Annotated in this window: 21 protein-coding genes; 7 read left to right on the top strand and 14 right to left on the bottom strand. The window is 62.7% G+C overall.

Translation table 11 applies throughout. From position 1 onward, the window contains the following. Window positions 1-77: 77 nt before the first annotated feature. The 6 genes from MESCI_RS00510 to MESCI_RS00485 all read right to left on the bottom strand — a co-directional run bounded on the left by MESCI_RS00510 (window position 78) and on the right by MESCI_RS00485 (window position 7,070). Window positions 78-914: an ATP-binding cassette domain-containing protein gene (locus MESCI_RS00510; protein ID WP_013527975.1), complete on the bottom strand. Its 837-nt coding sequence runs from the start codon at window positions 912-914 to the stop codon at window positions 78-80. Beyond that, window positions 907-1,788, bottom strand: a complete 882-nt coding sequence (locus MESCI_RS00505) for an ABC transporter ATP-binding protein (RefSeq protein WP_013527974.1) — start codon at window positions 1,786-1,788, stop codon at window positions 907-909. Before MESCI_RS00505 ends, MESCI_RS00510 begins: the two co-directional genes overlap by 8 nt. Further along, complete coding sequence (locus tag MESCI_RS00500; protein ID WP_013527973.1) at window positions 1,785-2,633, bottom strand: ABC transporter permease; 849 nt, start codon at window positions 2,631-2,633, stop codon at window positions 1,785-1,787. Before MESCI_RS00500 ends, MESCI_RS00505 begins: the two co-directional genes overlap by 4 nt. Beyond that, window positions 2,626-3,633 carry an ABC transporter permease gene (locus tag MESCI_RS00495; protein ID WP_013527972.1) on the bottom strand — a complete coding sequence of 336 codons (1,008 nt, stop codon included), beginning with the start codon at window positions 3,631-3,633 and terminating at the stop codon, window positions 2,626-2,628. The genes MESCI_RS00500 and MESCI_RS00495 overlap by 8 nt, the downstream gene beginning before the upstream one ends. Window positions 3,634-3,855: 222 nt before the next feature. Further along, the gene (locus tag MESCI_RS00490) at window positions 3,856-5,385 is read right to left on the bottom strand and encodes an ABC transporter substrate-binding protein (protein ID WP_013527971.1); all 1,530 of its coding nucleotides are present in this window, start codon (window positions 5,383-5,385) and stop codon (window positions 3,856-3,858) included. A gap of 110 nt (window positions 5,386-5,495) precedes the next feature. Continuing rightward, on the bottom strand, window positions 5,496-7,070 hold the full coding sequence (locus MESCI_RS00485; protein ID WP_013527970.1) for a phytoene desaturase family protein: 1,575 nt from the start codon (window positions 7,068-7,070) through the stop codon (window positions 5,496-5,498). 118 nt (window positions 7,071-7,188) lie between these two features. Here MESCI_RS00485 and MESCI_RS00480 point away from each other — a divergent pair, with 118 nt between their 5' ends. From MESCI_RS00480 to MESCI_RS00460, 5 genes are all read left to right on the top strand, one after another. Further along, a complete protein-coding gene (locus MESCI_RS00480; RefSeq protein ID WP_013527969.1) occupies window positions 7,189-7,980 on the top strand; it encodes a cyclase family protein in 792 nt (263 codons plus the stop codon). A gap of 314 nt (window positions 7,981-8,294) precedes the next feature. Next, window positions 8,295-9,866 (top strand): phytoene desaturase family protein, encoded by a 1,572-nt coding sequence (locus MESCI_RS00475; protein WP_013527968.1) that lies wholly within the window; start codon window positions 8,295-8,297, stop codon window positions 9,864-9,866. Further along, a complete protein-coding gene (locus MESCI_RS00470) occupies window positions 9,866-10,348 on the top strand; it encodes a MarR family winged helix-turn-helix transcriptional regulator (RefSeq protein ID WP_013527967.1) in 483 nt (160 codons plus the stop codon). Before MESCI_RS00475 ends, MESCI_RS00470 begins: the two co-directional genes overlap by 1 nt. A gap of 44 nt (window positions 10,349-10,392) precedes the next feature. Then, window positions 10,393-12,546, top strand: a complete 2,154-nt coding sequence (locus MESCI_RS00465) for a thiamine pyrophosphate-dependent enzyme (RefSeq protein ID WP_013527966.1) — start codon at window positions 10,393-10,395, stop codon at window positions 12,544-12,546. Continuing rightward, complete coding sequence (locus MESCI_RS00460; RefSeq protein ID WP_013527965.1) at window positions 12,539-14,119, top strand: indolepyruvate oxidoreductase subunit beta family protein; 1,581 nt, start codon at window positions 12,539-12,541, stop codon at window positions 14,117-14,119. Before MESCI_RS00465 ends, MESCI_RS00460 begins: the two co-directional genes overlap by 8 nt. 5 nt (window positions 14,120-14,124) lie before the next feature. Here the strand turns inward: MESCI_RS00460 and MESCI_RS00455 are convergent, their stop codons facing one another. The 8 genes from MESCI_RS00455 to MESCI_RS00420 form a co-directional block, all read right to left on the bottom strand. Next, window positions 14,125-15,861 carry a sulfatase-like hydrolase/transferase gene (locus tag MESCI_RS00455; RefSeq protein WP_245268581.1) on the bottom strand — a complete coding sequence of 579 codons (1,737 nt, stop codon included), beginning with the start codon at window positions 15,859-15,861 and terminating at the stop codon, window positions 14,125-14,127. A gap of 174 nt (window positions 15,862-16,035) precedes the next feature. Then, complete coding sequence (locus tag MESCI_RS00450; protein ID WP_013527963.1) at window positions 16,036-16,323, bottom strand: GCG_CRPN prefix-to-repeats domain-containing protein; 288 nt, start codon at window positions 16,321-16,323, stop codon at window positions 16,036-16,038. A gap of 111 nt (window positions 16,324-16,434) precedes the next feature. After that, window positions 16,435-16,896, bottom strand: a complete 462-nt coding sequence (locus MESCI_RS00445; RefSeq protein ID WP_013527962.1) for a periplasmic heavy metal sensor — start codon at window positions 16,894-16,896, stop codon at window positions 16,435-16,437. Beyond that, complete coding sequence (locus MESCI_RS00440) at window positions 16,893-17,345, bottom strand: hypothetical protein (protein ID WP_013527961.1); 453 nt, start codon at window positions 17,343-17,345, stop codon at window positions 16,893-16,895. Before MESCI_RS00440 ends, MESCI_RS00445 begins: the two co-directional genes overlap by 4 nt. Window positions 17,346-17,431: 86 nt before the next feature. Then, window positions 17,432-17,974, bottom strand: a complete 543-nt coding sequence (locus tag MESCI_RS00435; RefSeq protein ID WP_013527960.1) for an RNA polymerase sigma factor — start codon at window positions 17,972-17,974, stop codon at window positions 17,432-17,434. Between the two features lie 45 nt (window positions 17,975-18,019). Continuing rightward, complete coding sequence (locus MESCI_RS00430; protein WP_013527959.1) at window positions 18,020-18,451, bottom strand: EF-hand domain-containing protein; 432 nt, start codon at window positions 18,449-18,451, stop codon at window positions 18,020-18,022. Window positions 18,452-18,602: 151 nt separating this feature from the next. After that, a complete protein-coding gene (locus tag MESCI_RS00425) occupies window positions 18,603-18,791 on the bottom strand; it encodes a YodC family protein (RefSeq protein WP_013527958.1) in 189 nt (62 codons plus the stop codon). Window positions 18,792-19,237: 446 nt separating this feature from the next. Then, entirely contained in the window at window positions 19,238-20,116 is an 879-nt protein-coding gene (locus tag MESCI_RS00420; protein WP_276325700.1) for a LysR substrate-binding domain-containing protein, read from the bottom strand. 132 nt (window positions 20,117-20,248) lie between these two features. Between MESCI_RS00420 and MESCI_RS00415 the strand changes: the two genes are divergently transcribed. Then, complete coding sequence (locus tag MESCI_RS00415) at window positions 20,249-22,366, top strand: oxidoreductase (protein WP_338048525.1); 2,118 nt, start codon at window positions 20,249-20,251, stop codon at window positions 22,364-22,366. Further along, window positions 22,363-23,367, top strand: coding sequence for an ABC transporter substrate-binding protein (locus tag MESCI_RS00410; protein WP_013527954.1), 1,005 nt, complete (start codon window positions 22,363-22,365; stop codon window positions 23,365-23,367). The genes MESCI_RS00415 and MESCI_RS00410 overlap by 4 nt, the downstream gene beginning before the upstream one ends. The last annotated feature ends 76 nt before the right edge of the window (window positions 23,368-23,443 follow it).

Below are 23,443 nucleotides of genomic sequence, written 5' to 3'. Positions count from 1 at the left end.
TCAGTCCTCTCCATTTGGCGGGACTTGGGTCTTTGTGGTCGCACGTCCGAGGCCCGCTCTTCGGCGTGCGTATGCATTCATGTCGGCGGCTTGGCTGCGGAAGGAATGTCCAGCCAGCTCGCATCGATCTCGGGCAGCGGAATGGCCGCGATGAGATCGCGCGTGTAGGCCTGCCGCGGCTTATCGAACAAGGCGTCGGTGGCGCTTGCTTCGACGATCGCGCCTTCGCGCATGACGATCACTTGCCGGCACAGCCGCCGGATGACAGACAGATCGTGGCTGATGAAAGCGACGGTCAGCCCCATCTCCGCGGCAAGCTGCTCCAGCAGGGTCAGGATCTGCGCCTGCGTCGACACGTCGAGCCCGGAGACGATCTCGTCGGCGAGCACGAATTTTGGCGACAGCGCCAGAGCGCGCGCAATGCCGACGCGCTGGCGCTGGCCGCCCGACAGTTCGTGCCGATAGCGGCTGGCAAAACTTTGCGGCAGGCCGACACGCTGCAGCGCCTCGGCGACGCGCGCCTTCAGGTTGTCGCCAAGACCATTCTGCTTCAAAGGCGCGGCGATAATGCTGGCAATGGTGCGGCGCGGGTTGAGCGACGACATCGGATCTTGAAAAATCATCTGCAGATTGCGCCGCAGCGGCCGCAGCTCCGCTTCCGGCAGATTGGTGATGTCGCGGCCGTCGAAGCGGATGCTGCCGGCGCTTGGCTCCAGCAGGCGCACCAAAGCGCGGCCGAGCGTCGACTTGCCCGAACCGGATTCGCCGACAATGCCGGTCACCGAGCCCCGCGGCAGGTCGAAGTCCAGGCCCTTCAGGATTTCGGCCAATGGCGCGCGGCCGATCAGTGGCTTGCGCGTCATGTCGGGCAGCGCGACCTTCAGCCCGCGCACGGAGAACAACGGTTCAACCATGCGGCCGCCTCCAGGCTTGGTCGGCGGCAGCGATCTCCGAAGCAAGTCCGGCCAGCACCGCCTCGTCCACCGGTCTTAGCGAGGCGAAAGGATCGGTGTAGCGTGGCGTCGCCGCGATCAGCGCCCGTGTGTAGGGGTGCTGCGGCGCGGCGAAGAGCGCTGCGGTCTCGGCCTCCTCCACCACCTTGCCGGCATAGAGCACCGAGACCCTCTGGCTGATCTTGGCGACGACGCCGAGATCATGGGTGACGAACAGGATCGCCGTGCCATGCTCGCGCTGCAACGCAGCGATCAGCCGCAGGATCTGCTTCTGCACGGTGACGTCGAGCGCCGTGGTCGGCTCGTCGGCGACGATCAGCCTTGGCTCCGCGGCGAAGGCGGCGGCGATCAGCACGCGCTGGCGCATGCCGCCGGACAGTTCGTGCGGATAGCTTTTGAGCACGCGGTCGGGGTCGCGGATCTGCACCTCGTCCAGCAACTGGCGAATGCGGGTATCGGCCTTCTCGCCACTCCAGCCGAGGATGCGCACCAGCCGGTCGGTCATCTGCGAGCCGATGCGGCGTGACGGGTTGAGAGCGGTCAGCGGGTCCTGCGGGATCAGCGCCGTGCATGCCCCGATCAGCGTGCGCCGTGCCTTGGGCGGCAACTTGCCGAGGTCTTCGCCCTCAAGCAACATATCGCCTTCGACGATGCGCACGCTCGACGGCAGCACACCAAGCACAGCCTTGCCGATCATCGTCTTGCCGGCGCCGCTTTCGCCGACCAACGCGCGGACCTCGCCGGGTTGGACGGAGAGCGACACCGAACGCAGCACGCGCTGGCCGTTGGGCAGCACGGCGCTCAGATTGGCGATGTCAAGGCAGACCGCGCTCATCGCAGCACCGGGTCGAAGCGCGTCTTCAGCGCCTCGCCGAACTGGCTGAACGACAGCACGGTGAGGATCAGCGTGATCAGCGGAAATACGAGCACCCACCACGCCTGATGGATCGACAGCCGGCCCTCGGCGATGATGCCGCCCCAGGTCGGATCGTCGGTCGAGATCGACAGATTGACGAAGGACAGGATCGCCTCGACGATGACGGCGATGCCCATCTCCAGCGACAGCAGCGCCACGATCGACGGCACCACATTGGGCAGCACTTCGCGAAGCATGATGCCGATGCGGCCATAGCCGGCGATGCGGGCATTCTCGACATAGTCCATGCGCGACTGGCCCATCGTCTCGGCACGGATCACCCGGCAGAAACGCGTCCAGTCGATGATGGCGATGGCCAGGATGACGGAACTCAAGCCTGTGCCGAGCACCGCAACCAAAAGGATGGCGAACAGCACCGGCGGAAATGCCATCCAGACATCGACGATGCGCGAGATGATGCGGTCGGCCCAGCCGCCGAAATAGCCGGCTATGAGCCCCAGCATCGAGCCGACCAGGCAGGCGGCGATGGCCGCGGCGAAAGCGACGATGAAGGCGATGCGGCCGCCGAAGATCAGCCGGGACAACAGATCGCGGCCGAGGCTGTCGGTGCCGAGCCAATAGCCGGGTTCGGCGCCGGCCATCCAGAACGGCGGCAACCGTTCCAGCATCAAATCCTGCGCCAGCGGATCCTGCGGCGCGACCAGCGGCGCGAAGATTGCCGCCAGAAGCGCCAGCAGCAGCCAGCCGCCGGCCAGCCACAGACGCGGCGACACAGCTCGTCTTTGAGCGCGGCCCTCATCCATGGCGCAGCCTTGGATTGAGCAGTGCGTACATCATGTCGACGCTGAGGTTGATCAGCACGAACAGCAGCGCGAAGACCAGAACGATGCCCTGGATCAGCGGCAGGTCGCGGTTGATGACGGCGTCGATCGCCATGTTGCCGAGGCCTTCATAGGAAAACAGCCGTTCGACGATGACGGTGCCGCCGATGAGGAAGGTGAACTGCACGCCGACCAGCGTCAGCGTCGGCAGCGCGGCATTCTTCAGCGCTTCGCGCAGGATGACCTGTGTTTCCGAGAATCCCTTGACCCGCGCCAGCACGACGTAGTCGAGGTCGAGCACTTCCTTCAGCGACTGTTTCAGCAGCTGCGAGATGATCGCCGCCAGCGGCAGCGCCAGCGCCACGGCCGGCATCAGCATGTGTTTCAGCAGATCCCAGGTCAGGTCGAGGCGCAGACGAAGCAAGCTCTCGAACAGATAAAACTGGGTGACGAAGGGCAGGTCGAGTTGCGGCGACACCCGGCCGGAAATGTCGAAGATCGGCACCAGCACCCCGAACAGCAGGATCAGCACCAGGCCCCACAGGAAGTCGGGAATGGAAAGCGCCGCGCCGCTGGCGATGTCGATGCCGGCCTCGACCGCCGTGCCGCGTTCGCGCGCGCCGATGATTGCCGTCGTGCCGCCGAGTGCCACCGCCATCACAAGCGCGACGATGGCAAGCTCCAGCGTCGCTGGCAGCCGGTTGAAGACGAGACCCAGCACATCCTGCCTGAGCGAAATCGAGGTGCCGAAATCGCCCCTGGCGACGCCTGACAGCCAGATGAAGAATTGCTGCACGATGGTCTTGTCGAGGCCGTAGAGCGCTCGCAGCCGGGCAATGTCGGCATCCGTAGCACCAGGCGGCAGCATCATGGCGATCGGATCGCCGGGCGCGACGCGGATCACGACAAAGACGACGACGGCCACGCCGAACAGCGTGATCAGCATCGTCAGCAGACGGATCAGGAATCTTTGCAGGAGCATTCTGGCGTAGGCCTAATGCGTTTCAGTGACTGATGGAACGAAGACCCCTCATCCGGCCGCTTCGCGGCCACCTTCTCCCCGAGGGGAGAAGAGGTCGCCGACGGCTGAGCCGGTCTCTTCTCTCCAGCGGGGAGAAGGTGGCCCGAAGGGCCGGATGAGGGGGCCTGCGCAAGTTGGGAGAAGGCATGCCGGCTTTGCGACAGCGCGCCTTTCTCGACTCTCTCAGGCCGGGGTCATCAGGGCCGGCAGCAGCGCGCCCGACACATGCTGAACCACATTGACGCCCTTGGCATGGACGATGGGCTGCGCATACTGCATCAGCGGCAGCACATAGGCCTGCTCGGCGATGTATTTGTCGACAGCCTTCCAGCCGGCGATGCGCTTGGCCTCGTCCTTCTCGCCCCACAGCGGGTTGATCATGTCGATCAAATCCTGGCTGTCCCACACCGAATGCGGGCTCGGGCCGTACATGGCAAAGCCGGTCGAGGTGGTCGGATCGCCGATGGCGTTGCCCCAGTTGTAGAAGGCGGCCGGCGCCAGCTTATCGGCGGCGCGCAGTTCGTAGTGCTTTGCGATCTCGTAGACCTCGATCGTCGCCTCGATGCCGACCTTGCGCCACATGCCGACGATCGCCTGGATCATCTCATAGTCCTTGGGCTTGAAGCCCTTGGTCGTCTGGATGGTGAACTTGACCGGCTTTTCCGGCGAATAGCCGGAGGCAGCCAGCAATTCCTTGGCCTTTTCCGGATTGTGCTCGACCTTGATCGACGCGTCGTAGGATGCGTATTCCGGCGTTTCCAGCGTATCGATCGGCTGTCCGTAGCCGCGCAGCAGGCGATCGACCAGCAGCTTCTTGTCGACGGCCATCACGGCGGCCTGACGGACGTTCTTGTCCAGCATCGCCTCGATGTCGTTGAAGAAGATCATGCCGATGTCGGAAACGTTCTTGCACGAGCCGGCCAGCCCGTCCTTGGCGATCAGCCGGTCATACTCCTCGTAGGGGATTTCGAGCGTCACTTGCGAGGAGCCGGATTCGATCTCGGCGACGCGGCTTGCCGCGTCGGCGACGAACTTGATCGTCACATTCTCGAAGGCCGGCTTGCCGCCCCAGTAGTTCGGGTTTGCCTTGAGCCGCAGGAAAGCGTTGCGCTCGAACTTTTCCACCATGTAGGGGCCGGTGCCGATCGGCGCCTTCTCGAAACCTTCGGCGCCGACCTTCTCATAATAGGCCTTCGGCATGATGTAGCCGGTCAGGAACGACATCCATTTGAAATAGACCGGGTCGAACTGCACGACGTCGCCGGTGATCTTGTTGCCGTCGATCTTGAAGTTTTTGACGTTCTTCCAGACGAACTGGATCGGGTTGCCGGTCTTTTCGTCGCCTGCCCGCTGCAGCGACCAGACGACGTCCTCGGCCGTGAACGGCGAGCCGTCATGCCAGGTCACGCCTTCGCGCACCGTCATCATGATCTTGGTGTGGTCGTCGTTCCAGCCCCATTCGGTGAGCAGGCCCGGCGCGAAGGACAAATCGGGCTTCTGCGGGATGAACTGGTCGAATACCGACTGGTAAAGCCCCTGGATCGTCGGGTTGACGGCCGAAGGCCCGGTGGTCGGATCCCAGGATGGCAGGTTGACATTGTAGGCGATGGTCAGTTCGCCGGCAGCCGCCCTAGCGATCTGCGGCAGGCCGACGGCGGCCACTCCGAGTGCCGCGGCGCTGTATCCCAGCAATTCCCGTCTGTTGATTGTCATGGTCGTTCCCCTTGTTGGTTTTGTTTCTGCGCGGCGTCTTCATGTCATCGGTTCAGGCTTCTTGGGCAGCAGCGCCTTGCCCCTCGTAGCCTCAAGGAAATCTCCGGCTCCTACCTCCCGCCAAGCTGTTGTGCGAGCATGAAGCCCGACGCCGCACCGGTGCCGGCGCCCGGCCATGTCGCGGCTCCAGTGAGGTGCAGATGCGCCACCGGCGTGTTCCAGCCGGCATAGTTGCGCGCCGGGCGGAATAAAAAGTTCTGCGCCAGATGATGGCTGCCGCAGACCTGGTCGCCACCGACGAGATTCGGGTTCTCACGCTCGAGGTCGATGGGCGAGAAGACGGCGCGGCCGAGAATCTTGTTGCGCAGGCCGGGCGCATAGGTCTCGATGATGTCGAGGACACGCTCGGCGTAGGCTTCCTTCACCTTGTCCCAATGGTCCGGTGCGATCTTGCCGGCGGCATCGCCTGTGATTTCGGCGGGCAGCATGCGCACTTGCACCCACAGCACATGCTTTCCCTGAGGCGCCCGCGACGGGTCGATCGCCGTCGGCTGGCCGACCACCAGCACCGGCTCGTCCGGCAGCATGCCCGCCATCGCCTGCTGATAGGTGCGCGACATGGCGTCGAGCGACGGCGACAGATGCACATAGGCGAACTGCCGAAGCTCCGCTCCGGCACGCCAATCCGGCAAATCGTCCAGCGCCAGGTGGATCATCATCGTGCCTGGCGCATGGCGGAATTTCTGCATCGTCGTGTCGAAGCCGGCGTCGCCCGAACCATTGGGCAGCAATCTGCCCGTCAGCGCCGTAGGCGCGACGCCGGCAATGACTGCCCTGGTGGCGGTATGCGACGCGCCTGAAGCAAGCCGTACGCCGGTCGCCCTGCCGGCGGAAACCGTGATCTCGGCGACTTCGGCGCCGGTGACGATCTTGCCGCCGGCGGAGGTCACCATGCCAGAGAGGGCACGGATGATGCTATCGGCGCCGCCCTTGCCCAGCACCATGCCGAAACTCTGGTTGGCCATCGATTCCAGATAGGGGAACACGGCACCGCCGGCGATATCCGGGGCGAAGTCGAGATGCATGCCCCAAGTGGCGAGCGTTGCCCTGATATGCGGCGACTCGAAAGTTTCCTCCAGCCAGGCGCGGGGTGAGGACAGCAGCAGCCGGCCCGTATCGAGCGCTCCGGACATGCCCTTCTTGCGCCACAGGTTCCACGCCGTGCCGGCAAGCGCGCGGGCACTCATCGGCGAACCCAGCAGCCGGAACAGGTGTTCGGCCTCTGCCGGGAAGGCGGCAACCAGCCTGCGCCATGTGGCGGCGTCAGCGGCTGAGAAGGCGGCGATGCGCGCGGCCGTCTTTTCCAGATCGTTGCTGACGCCGAACCAGCGCCCGTCAGGGAATGCGCTGGCGAAACAGTCGGCGACCGGGGCGAACTCCAGCCCCTGCGCTTTCAATTCATTTGCATATTTCCGGTGGAAGGCCGAGCCGGCGAAGAGGCTGAGATTCATCGCGCCGAAATCGTGGCGGAAGCCGGGAAGGGTGAATTCGCGCGTCTGGACGGCGCCGCCGATTGCCGCGCCACGCTCGAAAACCCCTGTTTTCCAGCCTTTGAGAGCCAAATGCGCAGCGCATGCCAGACTGTTGTGGCCCGCTCCGACAAAGATGGCGTCGAACTCGCTCACGCCCCGTCCCCATTCCTTTATGCTTAAAGATAATTGCAGATGCATATGTTTTCGTCTAGTAGGATATTAAGGGCCGAGACGAGCCTTGATCATCACACGAAAGAGGGAACTTCAAACCATGGACACGCAAAAACTCCTCGGCGAAGTCGCCAGCCAGCTTCTTTCAGGCGCCATCAAGGTGGTCGACCTGTCGGCGCCGCTCGGGCCGGACACGCCGTTGATCAAGCTGCCGCCGGAACTCGCCGTCGACACGCCGAAGGTCGAGATCCACAACATCTCCCGTTACGACAAGAACGGTCCGTGGTGGGCCTGGAACTGGCTGAAGCTCGGCGAACATTCGGGCACGCATTTCGACGCGCCGCAGCACTGGATCAGCGGCAAGGATTATCCGGACGGCGCCACCGACACCATTCCGGCGCAGAATTTCGTCGGCCCGGTCAATGTCATCGACTGTTCGAAGGAAGCCGCCGCCGACCCCGATTTCCTGCTCACCGTCGACCACATCAAGGCCTGGGAAGCCAAGCACGGTGCGATCAATGCCGGCGAATGGGTGGTGATGCGCACCGACTGGTACAAGCGCAACGGCTCGGAAGCCGAGTTCCTCAACGCCAACGAGACCGGCCCGCACACGCCCGGCCCGACGGCCGAAGCCATCCAGTTCCTGATCAGTAAGGACATCAGGGGCTGGGGCTCGGAGACGATCGGCACCGATGCCGGCAAGGCCGGTGGCATGGAGCCGCCATTCCCGGCGCACACGCTGATGCACAAGGCCAACCGCTACGGTCTCGCCAGCCTCTGCAACCTCGACCAGCTGCCGCCGAAGGGCGCCATCCTGATCGCGGCGCCGCTCAAGATCGAGCACGGCACCGGCAGCCCGATCCGCGCGCTGGCGCTGGTGTCGAAGCAATAAAGCGAGGTGGGTCTTCGGGAGAAGATCATGCGAGAAGGCGAAACCGGGTTGATGGCAGGTAGAGGGTGGCAGGCTTGTAGCGCTAGCGCCCTACGGCGCGCCCCTCTGTCCTGCCGGACATCTCCCCCTCAAGGGGGGAGATTGGCCTTCACAATGGTTTTCGCCAATCTGCGACGTTGCAGGATTGAGTGGGGCGCCGAAGCTGCCAATCTCCCCCCAAGAGGGGGAGATTGCCGGCAGGCCAGAGGGGGGCGCCGCAGAGCGCAATTCCACGCGATTGAACTCCACTGCCCGCAAGCAAAGAGCAACCGCCAATGACCGCCCCCGATCACATCATCGTCGGCAGCGGCATCAACGCGCTGGTCTGCGCGGCGATGCTCGGCGGCAAAGGGGCGCGTGTGCTCGTCCTCGATCGCAACGACCGCATTGGCGGTTGCTTGCGCACCGAGGAGATCACCGCGCCCGGCTTCATCCATGATGTGATGGCGACGACCTTCGTGCTGTTCATCACCTCGCCGGCCTTTGCGGCACTGGGCGCCGATCTCGCGCGCCACGGGCTGGAGTTCTGCCACACGGGCACGCCGACGGGCGTGCTGCGGCCGGATGGCAGCCATGCCGTGCTCAGCACCGACCGTGCCGCCAACATCGCCGTCCTCAACGCAATCGCGGCAGGCGACGGTGACCGGCACGCGGATGATGTCGGCGGCATCGAACGCAATGCCGGCCTGCTGTTTGGCTTGCTCGGCGGCAGCCTGTGGTCCTACCCGACAGCGAAGCTGCTTGCCGGTGATGGCTGGCGGCGTGGCCCGCGCGGCCTTGCCGCCTTCCTCGGCGAAGCTCTGGTGCCGGCGCGCGGCTGGCTCGAAAACACCTACCGGTCCGAAACCATCCGCGCGCTGTGGGCACCCTGGGTACTGCATGCCGGGCTTGGACCCGAGGACGCCTTCTCCGGCCAAATCGCCAAGGTGATCGCCTTCGCACTTGAGGCGGCCGGAGCACCGATCGTCAAGGGTGGGGCAAAAAACCTGCTGGCGGCCTTCGAGGCTTTGATCCGAGAACGCGGCGGCGATGTCCGCACCGGCGCCGATGTCGCTTCGATCGTTCAAAACAATGGCCGGGCAACCGGCGTGCGGCTGGCCTCGGGCGAGACAATCAATGCCGACAAGAGCGTCATCTGCTCGGTTACGCCAACGCAGCTCTATGGCAGGCTGCTTGGCACGGATGCACCCAAAGCCGATGTCGAGGCGACGCAAAAGTACCGCTACGGCAAAGGCAATTTCCAGATCCACTACGCCTTGGACAAACCGCCCGCATGGTCGGGCGAAGGCTTGGATAAGGTGGCGTTGCTGCACCTCACGCCCGGCCTGGATGGCGTCTCGAAAGCTTGCAACGAGGCGGCGCGCGGCATGCTGCCGGAGGTGCCGACCATCTGTGTCGGCCAGCCGCATGCGCTTGACCCATCGCGCTGCCCTGAAGGCAAGGCGATCCTGTGGCTGCAACTGCCAGAGGCGCCTCGCCACATCAAGGGCGACGCGGCCGGCAAGCTGCAGGCGCCGGCAGACGGGCAATGGACCGATGTGCTGCGCGAAGCCTATGCCGACCGCATTGAGGCGATCCTCGCCAGCCATATCGAAGGCTTCAAGGACAGCGTCATCGCGCGCCGCGCCTATTCGCCGGCCGATCTGGAGGCGATGAACATCAACCTGGTCGGCGGTGACCCCTATGGCGGTTCCTCGACCATCGACCAGTCTTTCCTGTGGCGGCCGTTCAAGACCAGCCGCAACCATCAGACCGGCATCAAGGGTCTCTACCATATCGGCGCCTCGACCCACCCGGGTGCGGGTCTAGGCGGCGGTTCCGGATTTCTCCTGGCGGGGAGGCTGTGATGGAAGAGAAGGTCGCGGAAAAGCGCCAGCGCATTTCGACCCTGGGGCAGATCGGGCTGCAGCAATTCGCGCCCTATCTGATGAACCGCATCATGGGCCGCTACAACGCCACCTTGCGCGACGATTTCCGCAAGCAGGGCCTGACCATCCCGCAGGTCCGCACGCTCGCCGTGCTGTCGGTCACCGACGGTATCACCGTCAACGACCTCTCGGTCTATACGGTCATCGAGCAATCAACCTTGAGCCGGACCCTCGATACGCTGGAGGGCCAGGGTCTGGTGCGACGCGAGCAGGGTGTCACCGACAGCCGAATCCGCCATGTGTTCCTGACCGACGAGGGCCGCGCCGAGTTCACCCGCGCCTGGCCGGCCATGCACGACGCGTTCGAAGCGATGTTCGACGACATCGACGATGCCGAATATTCCGCACTCATCGCTACGCTTTTGAAGATGCTGAAGAACATTCGCAAGCACGACATCTAGACCTACGCGCCGCCAGCGCTGGCGGTAACGGAAGGGAGAAAAGAATGGCCGAACGGTCTTTTGCCAGGGAAGTCGAAAAACTCAGGCTCGGTGCCGGCGAGGAGTTTGCCGGCGAAGGCATTCTCGCCATCACCAAGGCGCTGCTGCAATGCGGCGTCGGCTATGTCGGCGGCTATCAGGGCGCGCCGATCAGCCACCTGATGGACGTGCTGGCCGACGCGCAGGACATTCTGGGCGAGCTCGGCGTGCATTTCGAAGCCAGCGCCTCGGAAGCCACTGCCACCGCCATGCTGGCGGCGTCAGTGCATTATCCCATTCGCGGTGCGGCGACCTTCAAGTCGACCGTCGGCACCAATGTTGCCTCCGACGCGCTCGCCAATCTCGCCTCCGGCGGCGTCACCGGCGGCGCGTTGATCATCGTCGGCGAAGACTATGGCGAGGGCTCCTCGATCATGCAGGAGCGCAGCCATGCCTTCGCCATGAAAAGCCAGGTGTGGCTGCTCGACCCGCGACCGAACCTGCCATCGATCGTCAAGGCGGTGGAGGATGGTTTCGAGCTGTCGGAGATTTCCAACACGCCGGTCATGCTGCAGGTGCGCATCCGCTGCTGCCACGTGCATGGCCATTTCATCGCCAAGGACAACAAGCGGCCGCCGATGACGGTCGCCGATGCCCTCGACGCGCCGCGCCGCGACACCGGCCGCATCGTGCTGCCGCCCGCCTCCTTCCTGCATGAGAAGGAGAAGGTGCAGAAACGCTGGCCGGCGGCGGTCGACTTCATCGCCAAGAACAAGATCAACGAGTTCTTCGGCTCGGACCATGGCTCGGTCGGCATCGTCATGCAGGGCGGCATGTACAATTCGGTCATCCGCGCGCTGCAGCGGCTCGGCCTTGCCGACATTTATGGCGACACCGACGTGCCGCTCTATGTGCTCAATGCCGTCTATCCCTTGATCGATGACGAGTTCCTGTCGTTCTGCGAGGGCAAGCAGTCGGTGCTGGTCGTCGAGGAAGGCCAGCCCAACTACATCGAACAGGCCTTTGCTTCGATGCTGCACAAGGCCGGTCGAGGCACCAGGCTGGTTGGCAAGGAGCATCTGCCGATGGCCGGCGAATATACCGGCCAGGTCATGCTCGACGGCATCGGCGCCTTCCTGCGCGCCGAGGCGCCGCATCTGCTGCCGGGCGAGGTGCGCGCGCCCAACAAGGTCGGCGACGGCGTTGATGCAGCCGACCTCATCAATGTCGTGCCGGGCCGTCCGCCGGGCTTCTGCATCGGCTGCCCGGAACGGCCGATCTTTGCCGCGACAAAACTGGTCGAGCAGGAGCTAGGCAAGCATCACATCGCCTCCGACATCGGCTGCCATCTGTTCTCGATCATGCCGCCTTTCGAGCTCGGCGCCACCACCATGGGCTACGGGCTGGGCCCGGCCTCCGCCTCGGCCTTCAATTCGCCTGATGCCAAGCGGCGGTCCATCTCCTTCGTCGGCGACGGCGGCTTCTGGCACAACGGCCTGACCTCCTCAATTGGCAACGCGGTGTTCAACAAGAACGACGGCGTCATCGTCATCGTCGATAATTTTTACTCGGCCGCCACCGGCGGCCAGGACATCCTCTCGTCCCGCGCCGGCAACAAGACCAAGTCGACGAAGCATCCGATCACCGAGGCGGTCAAAGGCATGGGCGTCAAATGGCTGCGCCATGTCGACCGCACCTATGACGTGACCAAGATGCAGGACACGCTGCGCGAGGCGCTGACGACGGAGGAGAAGGGGCCGAAAGTCATCGTCGCCTCGTCCGAATGCATGCTCAACCGCCAGCGCCGCGAAAAGCCGCTGGTCGACAAGGCGATCAAGGGCGGGACCCGTGTCGTGAAACCGAAGTTCGGCGTCGATGAGGACATCTGCACCGGTGACCATGCCTGCATGCGGCTGTCCGGCTGCCCATCGCTGTCGGTCAAGTCGCTCGACGATCCTTTGCGCGACGATCCGGTCGCGCATATCGACCAGAGTTGCGTCGGCTGCGGCAATTGCGGCGAGGTCGCCGATGCGGCGGTGCTCTGCCCGTCCTTCTATCGCGCCGACGTCGTCCACAATCCAAGCCGCTGGGATCGCTTCCTGGAAGCCGCGCGCCGCGCCACCATCAGCCTGTTGCAGCGTCGCCGCGAAAGCCGGCGCCTGACTTTCGCCGATGCTTGACGCCGTCCCCCCACTTCGCGCCCACGCCGGCGCTCAGGATGGTGAGCGTGTCATCAAGCTCGCCGTGCTGGCGGTCGGCGGCCAGGGCGGCGGCGTGCTCGCCGATTGGATTACCGACGTCGCCGAGCGCAACGGCTATGTCGCGCAGTCGACCTCGGTCGCCGGCGTCGCCCAGCGTACCGGCGCCACCATCTATTATGTCGAGATGGCCCGCGACACCGGCCGGCTGCCGGTCTTCGCTCTGTCGCCCTCGCAGGGCGACGTCGACATCCTGATCGCCGCCGAATTGATGGAAGCCGGCCGTGCCATCATTCGCGGCTTCGTCACGCCCGAGCGCACCACGCTGATCGCCTCGTCGCACCGCATCGCCGCCGTGTCGGAAAAGATCGAACCGGGCGACGGCCGGGCTTCGTCCTCCAAGGTGCATGCAACGGCGGAAGCCGCATCGAAGCGCTTCATCGCTTTCGACATGGAAAAGATCGCCGCCGACAATGGCTCGATGATCTCGGCCAGCCTGCTTGGCGCGCTGGCGGGGTCCGACGCCCTGCCGTTCACGCGCGAGAGCTACGAACAGGCGATCGGTGCCGGCGGCCGGGGCGTCAAGGCCAGCCTCGCCGCCTTCGGGGCCGCGTTTGATCGTGCGCGCGGCACGGCAGCACCGGCGCCTAGGCCGGCCGAGCCAGCGATCGTCGAATCTGCCCTGGGCGCAGGACAGGTGAGTGGCCCGCAAAACCTGCTGCAAGGCTGGCAGGCCTTGGCTGCCCGCATCGATCTGTTGCCGGTGGCCGTGCGCGACATGGCGCTTCGGGGCTTGAGAAAGGTCGTCGACTATCAGGACATCGCCTATGGGCGCGACTATCTCGACCGGTTGGACAAGGCCGTCGCGCTGGACGGGCCGATTCAGGGCTATGGCTTGTCCATCGCTGCCGCCAAGCATCTGGCCAACGCGCTGTGCTACGACGACATGATCCGCGTCGCCGATCTCAAGACACGTTCGACGCGCGACAAACGCGTGCGCCGCGAGGTCGGCGTCAAGGATGGCTCGATCCTGCAGGTCACCGAATATTTCCATCCGCGCATCGAGGAGTTCTGCGGCACGCTGCCGGCGGGTCTGGGCAGCTACATCGAGGACCGGCCGAAGCTCGCCGCCTTTCTCGACCGCCGCATCAACCATGGCCGCCGCATCCGCACCGACAGTTTTGCCGGCTTTGCAGCACTCTGGTTCATCGGCGGCCTGCGCCGCTGGCGCCGCAGCCTGCTGCGCCACAAGGTTGAGATCGCGCATCTCGATCGCTGGTACGCGCTGGCGCTCGACCATGTGCCCCAGGATTACGCACTGGCCGTCGAAATCCTCAATTGCCGCCGGCTGATCAAGGGCTACAGCGACACCCATGTCCGGGCGCAGTCGAAATTCGACCGGGTGCTGTCCGCGCTCGACATGGTCAAGGGCCGCACCGACGCCGCCGACTGGATCCGCCGCCTGCGCGAGATGGCGCTGAAGGACGAGAAGGGCGACATGCTCGACGGTGCGCTGAAGACCGTGGCGACGCTGGGGCCAGATAAAATCGGCTGAGATAACTAGCGAGCATCTACCGATTGGAGCGGCGCCAGCCCATGCAGCGGCGCCGCTTCCGGGAACAGATGCAGCAGGCCTGAATCGACGCGCCGGCGCAGATGTGCGTCCACTTCGGCCCGATCCTGGCAACCATGGAACCGGCCGCCGCAATGGTCGCGCAGGCGCACGAGATCGGCCATGACAGGCGACATCGGCAGGCCGGCGGCGTCGAGCAGGCTTGCGCTGAGGAAGCCGATGTCGAGCGGCGCCAGGTCAGGCATCGGATGGCGCAAAGGATGGTTGAAGGTGGTGAGCGTGTAGAAAGTGCGATAGGCAAGCGAGCCAGGGGTCGCCAAGGCGTCGTCCCCGGCGATCGCCTCGACGAACGGCTTGGTCGCCGACGACTGGTGATCGCCGAATTCGAGCACCACGGCGCCGCGTTCACCGGCATCCGCTTGCCTCTTGTCGAGGAAATCCTGGAAATCGCCGCGCGCTACCGCCATCCGGCGCAGATACTCATTGGCCTGGAAATCGCCCGAGAAAGGCTCGCCCTCGACCTTCAGCCCGGGCTCCATCCGCCCCTCATAGGGTGAGTGCGGAAACATGGTCTGGATTTCGAGGAACAGCGGCCGGCCGTCTTCCCTATGGTGCCTGGCGATGAATGCCTCGGCCGCCTGGTAATAAAAGTTGTCGCGCAGGTGATAGAAGGGCGCGGCGATGTCCTTGATGTCGAGCACGGTCTCGAAACCGATCGATTTCAGGAACGGCCCTTCATTGACGAACGAAAAGTCCATCGGCGTCATCACGACAGTCCGATATCCGCAGCGCGCCAGCACCTCCGGCAAGGCTCCGGCGACCTTGTCCTGCAGGGTGATGGTCAGATAGGGGCTTCGCCAGCCGAAATCGGTGGCCGACAGGCCGGTCATCAGCGACAGATTGGTGATCCAGGTGCCGCCGCCAAACGTCTCGACCTGCATCTGGTGCGGCGTGCCGGCCCCCGGTGCGAATCTCTGCAGGAATCCCGCGCCGTTGCCGACCTGCGGAAAATAGCCGGGATCGGACTGGCTTTCGCTGAGCACGAAAAAGACGTCGGGAAGATCAGCCCGGTCGCCGCAATCGACCGTGTCGGCAAAAGGCGGCTGCGGCGCCACGGCTTGCAGCCGCTTTTCGAAGCCCGATTCTACAACGAGGTTGTGCAAATCCAGCAGCGAGACGAAGAAGGCCGACATGTGCCGGCCCTGCATGTAGTAGAAATAGCGGTCCTTCGAGGCCTCGGCCGGAAAGGTCAGCGGCACCAGAACGACGAGCGCCGCCATCACCAGGACGCGTGCCGACACCGGCCAGCCAATTTTCCGATCGATCCGGAACAGAAGCACCGCCGCCCCGATGCCGAGCCCTAGGGCAATGACGACCGGCGCGATCAGATGGAGGTAGGAGCCGAGCAGGAAACGATACACTTCCGGGTCCCTCGACACGAAGACCGTGTCGTAGAAGTGCAGCGAAAATCCTTTCAGCCGGAACTTGATCGCCGAAACCACGGTGACGAAGGCAATGCCCATCCAGGCGAGGTAGACGGAAAAGGCAAGGCGCCCCGAAGCCAGGAACAGAAGTCCGGCAAGGGCTGCCACCAGCGCCAGCGAGAACGGCACCGACAGCCATTCGTGCTCGGCCCGTCCGGCGGCGAAGACGCCTGCAAGGCTGACCACGGCCAGCGTCAGCGGATGGCAGAGCACCCGTCCAAGACCTTGAAGCTGAACCACAGATTTTCCCATGAAGATGCCTGAGCATAGTTTCGGGAAATTCTTCGATTATTTGCGGGCTAAGAACAAATGTATAGTGGATTTAACCTTAACTCGGCTGGTCGGGATTGTCCGGTGCGCGCCAGCGCTCGCGCGGGGCCGCCCCGAAAGGTGCCTGGCCCCGCGGTGCTTTGATCAGTAATGGTGCCAGTGGCGCCAGTGATGATGCGGATGCCAGACGTAGGCCGGACCGTGCCAGTAGTGGTAGCGCGGGCGCACGACGACGACGCCGTTCGGCACGCAGCGGCCCCATCTGTTAGGGTGCCAGCCGATGCCGCAGCCCCAGCGGACATGCTCGACCAGTGCCGGGGTGGCTGGCTTGGCAACGGACACGATGGGCATTGCGCTGGACGCGGAGGCTGTCGCGACAGTTCCACCGATGGCCAGGATAGCGGTTGCTGCATAGTTTTTCAGGCGACTCATAATTGGACTCCGAGTGCTTTCGACGATGAAGATGGCCGTCCCGTATGGTGCACAGGGCAGGCTTGTCCCTTCGCATCGTTAAACGGCGTCTCCGGCCTTTTCCGTCGGTCGTCATGGCGATTTTTTTGGCGCAACGGTGGCGCGGCGTTCCATATGGCGCAGCAACGCCTGTGCCAGCACGCTCCGGTTTTCAGGCGATGTGCTCGCCGCGAAGTCGACAATGGCCTGTTCAAGCCGGGTGCGCACCGTCACATCGGCATTGCGTGCCCGTTCCAGGGCGGCGGACAAGGCGGCCTTGTCCATGACAGGCTGCTGCAACAGGTCCGCTGCCTCCTGCCTCGCCTGCTGGCCATCGAGAATGATCTGACTGGACTGCACGCGAGCCTGGCGCAGCGCCTCGCGGAACGCCTTGCGGTCCTGGTTGGCAAGCTGTCGGCCAGCCGATTCCAGCGAGACAGCCGCGCCCGCTTTGGCATTTCTCAGCCAGACCGCGCCGCCGACGAATGCGCCCGCAAGAAAGACGTTCAGCACCACGGAAGTAATGACCAGACCACGGATCCAGCGCGGGCTCATAGGTTTTCCTCACCGTTCTCGGCATCCGGGCCGGGATCGCCAAACGCCGTTACATCGGTATCCAGCACATAGTGGTCCGGCTGGACCTCCGGCGTGACGATGGTCACCAGGGCCAGTCCTGCCACGGCACCGGCCAGACCAATGCCGGCAAGTCCAAGTCCCAGCCACCAGAACCACTGACGCCGGCGCTGGACGAGGTGCCGGCCGGCAGCCTGCAGAATGCTGCTGTGCAGTGCCTTGTCCGGGGCGTCGACGCGGTAGCTGTCGAGCAGCGCGTCAAGTGTCCCGGCCTGCCTCAAGATGGCCTCGCCCGCGTCGCTTGCGGCAAAGACCGTGCCGGCCATTCGCTCGGCCTCGGGCCATCGCCGCAAGTCGCCGCCATAGGCCTGCGCCAAGGCGGCAAAGCGCCTGGCATCCATTGCGGGTTCGTTCCTGGACCCTTCAGCCATGTGTCTCCCCCTTGCCCGTCGGCGCCGAGCGCCAGGCGGCACCAGCAAGGCGCAATGGCCGTGCTGCGTTGCTGCTTGCCCGGCGTTTACTCATCGGCGCCATCCTCCGCCAGGATCGCTTGCAGCGACCGCCGGCCGCGCGCGAGCAGGCTTTCCAGGGCATCGACGCTGATCTGCAGTGTCGCTGCCGCCTCGATATTGGACATCTCCTGATAGTAGACCAGAACGATCGCTTCGCGCTGGCGCGGCGCTATGGCTTGCAGCGCCCGTTCGACCCGATGGGCTTCTTCCTCGGAATGAGCATCGGGAAGCGGCGCAGGATCGGCGACGTCCGGCAGGTCGCCGGTCACCCACTCGCGCCTGCGACGCAGCCGGTCGTAGCAAAGGTTGAGCGTCACCCGGTGGATCCAGCTGTCGAAGCGCGCATTGCCGCGCCGCCAGCTCGCGGCATGGCGCCAGATCCGCACGAAGGTTTCCTGCGCGACATCCTCGGCCTCCGCCGCATCGCCGAGCATGCGCACGGCAAGCGCCAGGATACGCGGCAGCTTGCGCGCGACGAGCGTTTGCACGGCTGCCGGCTCGCCGGCGCCGACACGGCGAACCAGCTCCTCGTCCGGATCCGCAGCCATCAGTCGGCGCACTCCCGATGTTCATCGCGCGTCATTGCCTCTTGGTCATTGCTCTTGCTTGGGAGCGGTTTTGTGGCCCGGCAGTTCGTCGGCTGTCAGAATGCCATCGGCATTCTTGTCCAGCCGGGCGAAGCGCTTGGCGAAGAAGGCATCGAGTTCGGCGCGATCGATGAAGCCGTCATGGTTGGAATCGATCCGAGCGAAGGATCTGGCGGCGTCGCCCTTGACGTTGCGCTTCGCCTGAAAGGCCTCCCATTCCAGCAGGCTGATCTTGCCGTCGCCATCCGTGTCGGCCGCCATGATCGCCTTTTCGCGCCGCTTCTGGAATTTGGCCAGCGTGATGTCGGACCTGGTCCCCGACGCGCCTGGCGCGGCAAGTGGCGCGCCGGTCTGCGGTGCAGGCGGGGTCGTTGCCTGGGCAAGAGCCGCAACCGTCTGCAAACTCAAGGCAACGACTAATATCGAACGGCTGATCATGTTGTGCGTCTCCAGCTTGGCGCGATGCAGACGGCTTGTGCCGTCATCGCGCTTCAACCGTTAAACGCCGCGACCCGGAAAATCCGTCGGTCGCGCGTGCTGATCCATTCGTGCTCGGGTGCGCATCCCGTCGATCGGGATGGAAGGAGCTCTAGTCCGACTGGTCGGCCGCAATCAGTTGTTCGGGCTTGAACCCGGCATGCTGCGGGGTCCACACCTCGCCCTCGCGATTGAACCAGTGGCACAGATACATGCCCGAGGCTGCGCCATCGCTGACCGTCATTCTGGGGCCTCCGGATTTCAGCTTGACCACGTCTCCGGTCTTGAAATTGTTGGGCATTTTTTGACCTCCCATGCTGAGGCCATGAGTTTCACACCAAACCGGGGTCTCGACAATGGCAGATCTGCCAGGCCGGCGCCGCAATCCTTTGCACCAGATGCGAAGGGGTAGACGACGAAAAGGAGGGGAAATGGTGCGCTTGCGGGCAGCCAATTGCCGGCTCAAGCCATTAGAATCAAAATCGTTTTCGATGCCAAGCGGGTCGCAACGAGTTCCCTGGAGATCGTCCCGTAACGTCCTTGCCCGCGCCTTGAGCCGGCATGGGATCGGCCATCCCAGTGAGGGCGCGTCGTCCATGAACTCAACTGGAAAGCTGGCCAGTTACGAATCAGTATAAATCCGCGATGTACAAGAACACTACTGTGTGCGGCCTTCAGCGGGTAACGGCGCTGTTACATACGAAAAAATCCTTGCATGGTTTCCATAAGCGCCCGACGGCGACGGGACTAGATGCGCATTTTGTCGCGTATCCAGTTCCTAAAGATCTTGCTGGCACGATTTGGAGCATTCGCTGGAGCTTCAACAATGTAGTAGCCATTACCAGTCGTGAAGGCGAGGTCAAAAGGGCGTACGAGACTCCCATTTGACAGCTTCTCCTCAACAAGGCGTGTCCATCCCAACGCCAACCCTTGCCCTTCGAGGGTGGCCCGCAGCAGATTGTCGTAATTTTGAAACCAGATTCCTTGCTGAGGGCGTAAAGAAGTTAGCTTCGCGAATTCAAGCCACTTGTCCCAATTCTCCCATTCGTGAGCCCGCCCATCTAGATGCAGCAGTGTCACGTTTTGGAACTTGCGGAGGTTTTCGGCGCCGACAGAATTTACATATCCTGGACTGCAAATCGGAAAAAATTCCTCACTAAACACTTTCTCGGACTTCAATTTATTCCAGTCACCGCGACCATATCTAATCGAAATGTCTATCCCGAATTTGCTCATATCCAAGCATTCATCGGTTTCAACCAGTTTTATATTGATCCCGGGATTGCGAATTCGAAAATCAGCCAACCTCGGCATCAGCCAGCAACTTCCAAATGCAACGGTTGTACTAACTGTTACATTTGCCGGAATGTCAGCGACTTTCTCGTTAAACTCCCTTGAGATCAGCCATAAGCTTTCTGAAACTGTATTGTGAAATTGGCGCCCATATTCTGTAAGTGCCACGCCTCGTTGCCCCCGCTCGAACAATTTGGCGCCAAGCCTGGATTCCAGGAGCCTGACCTGCATGCTTACCGCTTCCCTGGTGACATTCAACTCATGAGCCGCAGCGGTAAAATTCATGTGGCTTCCCGCCGCTTCGAACGCGACCAGACTGTGTAGTGGCGGCAATCTCAAAGGCGGACGAGACGTCAATCTGATTTACCTCAGGCGTGATCGATCTTACGCTGACTATCCGAAAAGCACCCCGTAATCATAGTCCCAGCCATAATACGCTGAGGAAGCCAAGAGTGCCATCTCACGATAGCCATCGACAAAAGGACCCGTTGCTCGATTCATTCCAGCTCAGGTCTCTGCAAACTTCGAAACAGGATTATGAGCACCGCTCATGCGCCGGCTTATGTAGAGAACGGTTGGCCTACGGAGCGCTACCGGCTCTATCATGAGGAGAAGGCCAAGGGAGGGCTTGCTCTAACGGTGGTGGGGGGATCGACCAACGTTTCGTCGGACAGCCCGTCCGCGTTTGGGCAACTTTATGCCGGCGATGACAGCATCCTGCCCTGGTTTGAACTGCTTACCGGGGGCGTTCATTCCCATGGCGCCGCGATTATGTGTCAGCTGACACATATGGGGAGGCGTACATCCAGCGACGTAGGGGAATGGCTGCCAGTAATAGGACCATCTAACACGCGAGAACGGGCGCACCGAGCCTATCCAAAGAGTATGGAAAGGGCTGACATAGTACGCGTCACCAAGGACTTTGCGGCCGCGGCTGTACGATGCAAAAAGGGCGGTTTTGACGGAATCGAAATCCTGTCGCACTCGCACTTGCTGGGACAATTCCTATCCCCTCTGATCAATTTCAGACAGGACGATTATGGCGGCTCCCTGGAGAACCGGCTTCGACTCACCTTCGACGTCCTGAACGGCGTCCGCGATGCTGTGGGTGACGAGTTCATCATAGGACTGAGGATCACCGGTAACGATTTCCTCAAAGGTGGGCTCAGCCGCGAGGACTGCATCGAGATCGCCCAGCGGCTTGAGCAGTGCGGCCTGGTCGACTTCCTCAACGTGCTTGCGGGAGCGCCATACGACGATCTGGGCTTGGCTCAATGGATGCCTCCTATGGGCACTCCCGCAGCCCGTTTCCTTGGAGTTGCCAAAGACATACGTGAGGCCGTTTCACTACCCATATTCTATGCAGGAGGCATTGCCGATATCGCAACTGCTCGCCATGCCCTGCGCGACGGCATTGTCGATATGGTGGGAATGACCAGGGCTCACATCGCCGATCCCTACCTGGTCTCAAAGCTGCAAACCGGGCAGGAAGATCGTATCCGCACCTGCGTCGGAATGAACTACTGCGCAGACCGGGTTAATCAAGGCAAAGACGCTTTATGCGGCCAGAATGCCGCGACCGGTCGCGAGCGCTTCTTCCCGCATCGCTTTCGCCGCCATGAAATAGCGGGTTTGCGCGCGGTCGTTGTTGGTGGAGGCCCAGGAGGACTGGAGGCGTCCCGTGTTCTCGCCGAGCGGGGCTACAGGGTGACCCTGTTCGAAGCGTCCAACCAGCTGGGTGGGCAGATTAACATGGCGGCCGGAGGTTCCACCAGGCGCCAGATGCGCGGGATCATCGATTGGCTGGTCAATGAACTCGAGCATCTCGGCGTTGATGTTCGCTACAACATGCTGGCGGAAGCCGAGGACATCCTGCGTGAGAAACCTGTGTTGGTGGTGATCGCGACAGGCGCACTGCCGCGCTCGCTGAACATTGGCGGCGCGCATCTTGCCCGGCCGATTTGGGACGTGTTCACCGGACAGCCTCCCGTTGGAGAGGTCATCATTTTCGACGATCGAGGCGACCATCACTCGCTGGTGGCGGCGGAGGTAGCAACCCAATCCGGTGCTTGCGTCACTCTCTTAACGCCGGATCGCACACCTCTTCATAATCTCGGGCCGACGAACTACGGCGTCGGCATGCGCAACCTGTATCAGCGCGGGGTGAACTTCCTCACCGACCGTGAGATCGTTGCCTTGAGCCCAGACGGCAACCGTTTGACCGTCACCGTGCGAAACGTCCTCACCGACCTGGAAGAAAAATTCCAGGCCGATCATGTCTTCTATGAAGTCGGGACGGAAGAAAACGCTGAATTGTACTTCGAACTTCAAAGTCATTCAGTCAACAACGGCCAAATAGAAGTAGCGTCTCTATTGGACGGCAAAGCCGAATACCGAACGGTGAACCCGGCCGGTGATTTCGTGTTGTTCCGGATTGGTGACGCGGTCTCTTCGAGGAACATCCATGCTGCGCTCTTTGATGCGTTGCGTGTCTGTTCCGTCATCACGGTCGCCGGACAGACCGGCTCCGATCAAGCGCGCTACTCAGTAACACATAGGCAAATGAAAGGGGAAACGACGTGAAAAATCTCCCACTGGCGGCGGCATGCCTGACAATTCTTGTACTGGAGTCACTCCCTGCGAATGCTGCATCAAACTGCGGTGAGCTGACAATCTCCAGCATGAATTGGCAGAGCGCTGAAGTGCTGGCAAGCCTGGACAAGTTCATTCTTAAAGCTGGGTTCGGATGTGATGCGGAAATTCTCGAAGGGGACACCGTGCCGACGGTCACCTCCATGATCGAAAAGGGAAAGCCCGATGTTGCTCCCGAGATCTGGGTCGATCTGCTGCCAGATGTTGTCGCTACCGGCATCAAGCTAGGCAAGCTTGTTGAAACTGGCGCGGCCCTCAAAGATGGTGGCGTCAACGGGTGGTGGATTCCAAAGTATGTGTCCGAAGCACACCCGGATATCAAAACCATTGCGGATGCGCTCAAACATCCGGAGCTCTTTCCAGCACCTGAAGATTCATCGAAAGGGGCGGTCTTCAATGGGCCTCAGGGCTGGGGCGCGACGGTTGTTACAACGCAGCTCTTCAAAGCCTACGGCGCTGAAAAAGCCGGCTTCACCTTGATCGACACCGGATCGGCAGCCGGCTTGGATGGATCGATAGCAAAGTCATATGAGCGCCACCAAGGCTGGCTCGGATTCTATTGGGCTCCGACGTCGATTCTGGGAAAGTATGAAATGGTGAAGCTCGACTTCGGGGTTCCTTACAATCAGGCTGAATGGAAGCGTTGCAATACAGTGGCGGACTGTGCCGATCCAAAGCCAAACGTTTGGCCGCAAGATCGAGTAAAGACGATCGTCACGAAAGGCTTTTCGGATCGTACTGATCCCGCAGTGATGGAGTACCTGCAAACCCGGTCGTGGTCCAACGATACGGTGAACGGTCTCTTGACCTGGATGACCGACAACCAGGCCACTGGTGACGATGCGGCAAAGTATTTCCTCAAGACACGCGAGGATATCTGGGCCAAGTGGGTCCCGGTCGGCGTCGCCGGAAAAATCAAAGCGGCACTTTAATCAACGTGTCGCGGTGGTGGCCTTTAGAGCGGCCATCATTGCGACCGCCATTGCCCTCACTGGGCTGACCGACCGA

The sequence above is a fragment of the Mesorhizobium ciceri biovar biserrulae WSM1271 genome (assembly GCF_000185905.1).
Classification (GTDB): Bacteria; Pseudomonadota; Alphaproteobacteria; order Rhizobiales; family Rhizobiaceae; genus Mesorhizobium; species Mesorhizobium ciceri.
This window is presented reverse-complemented; position numbering and strand designations above follow the sequence as displayed.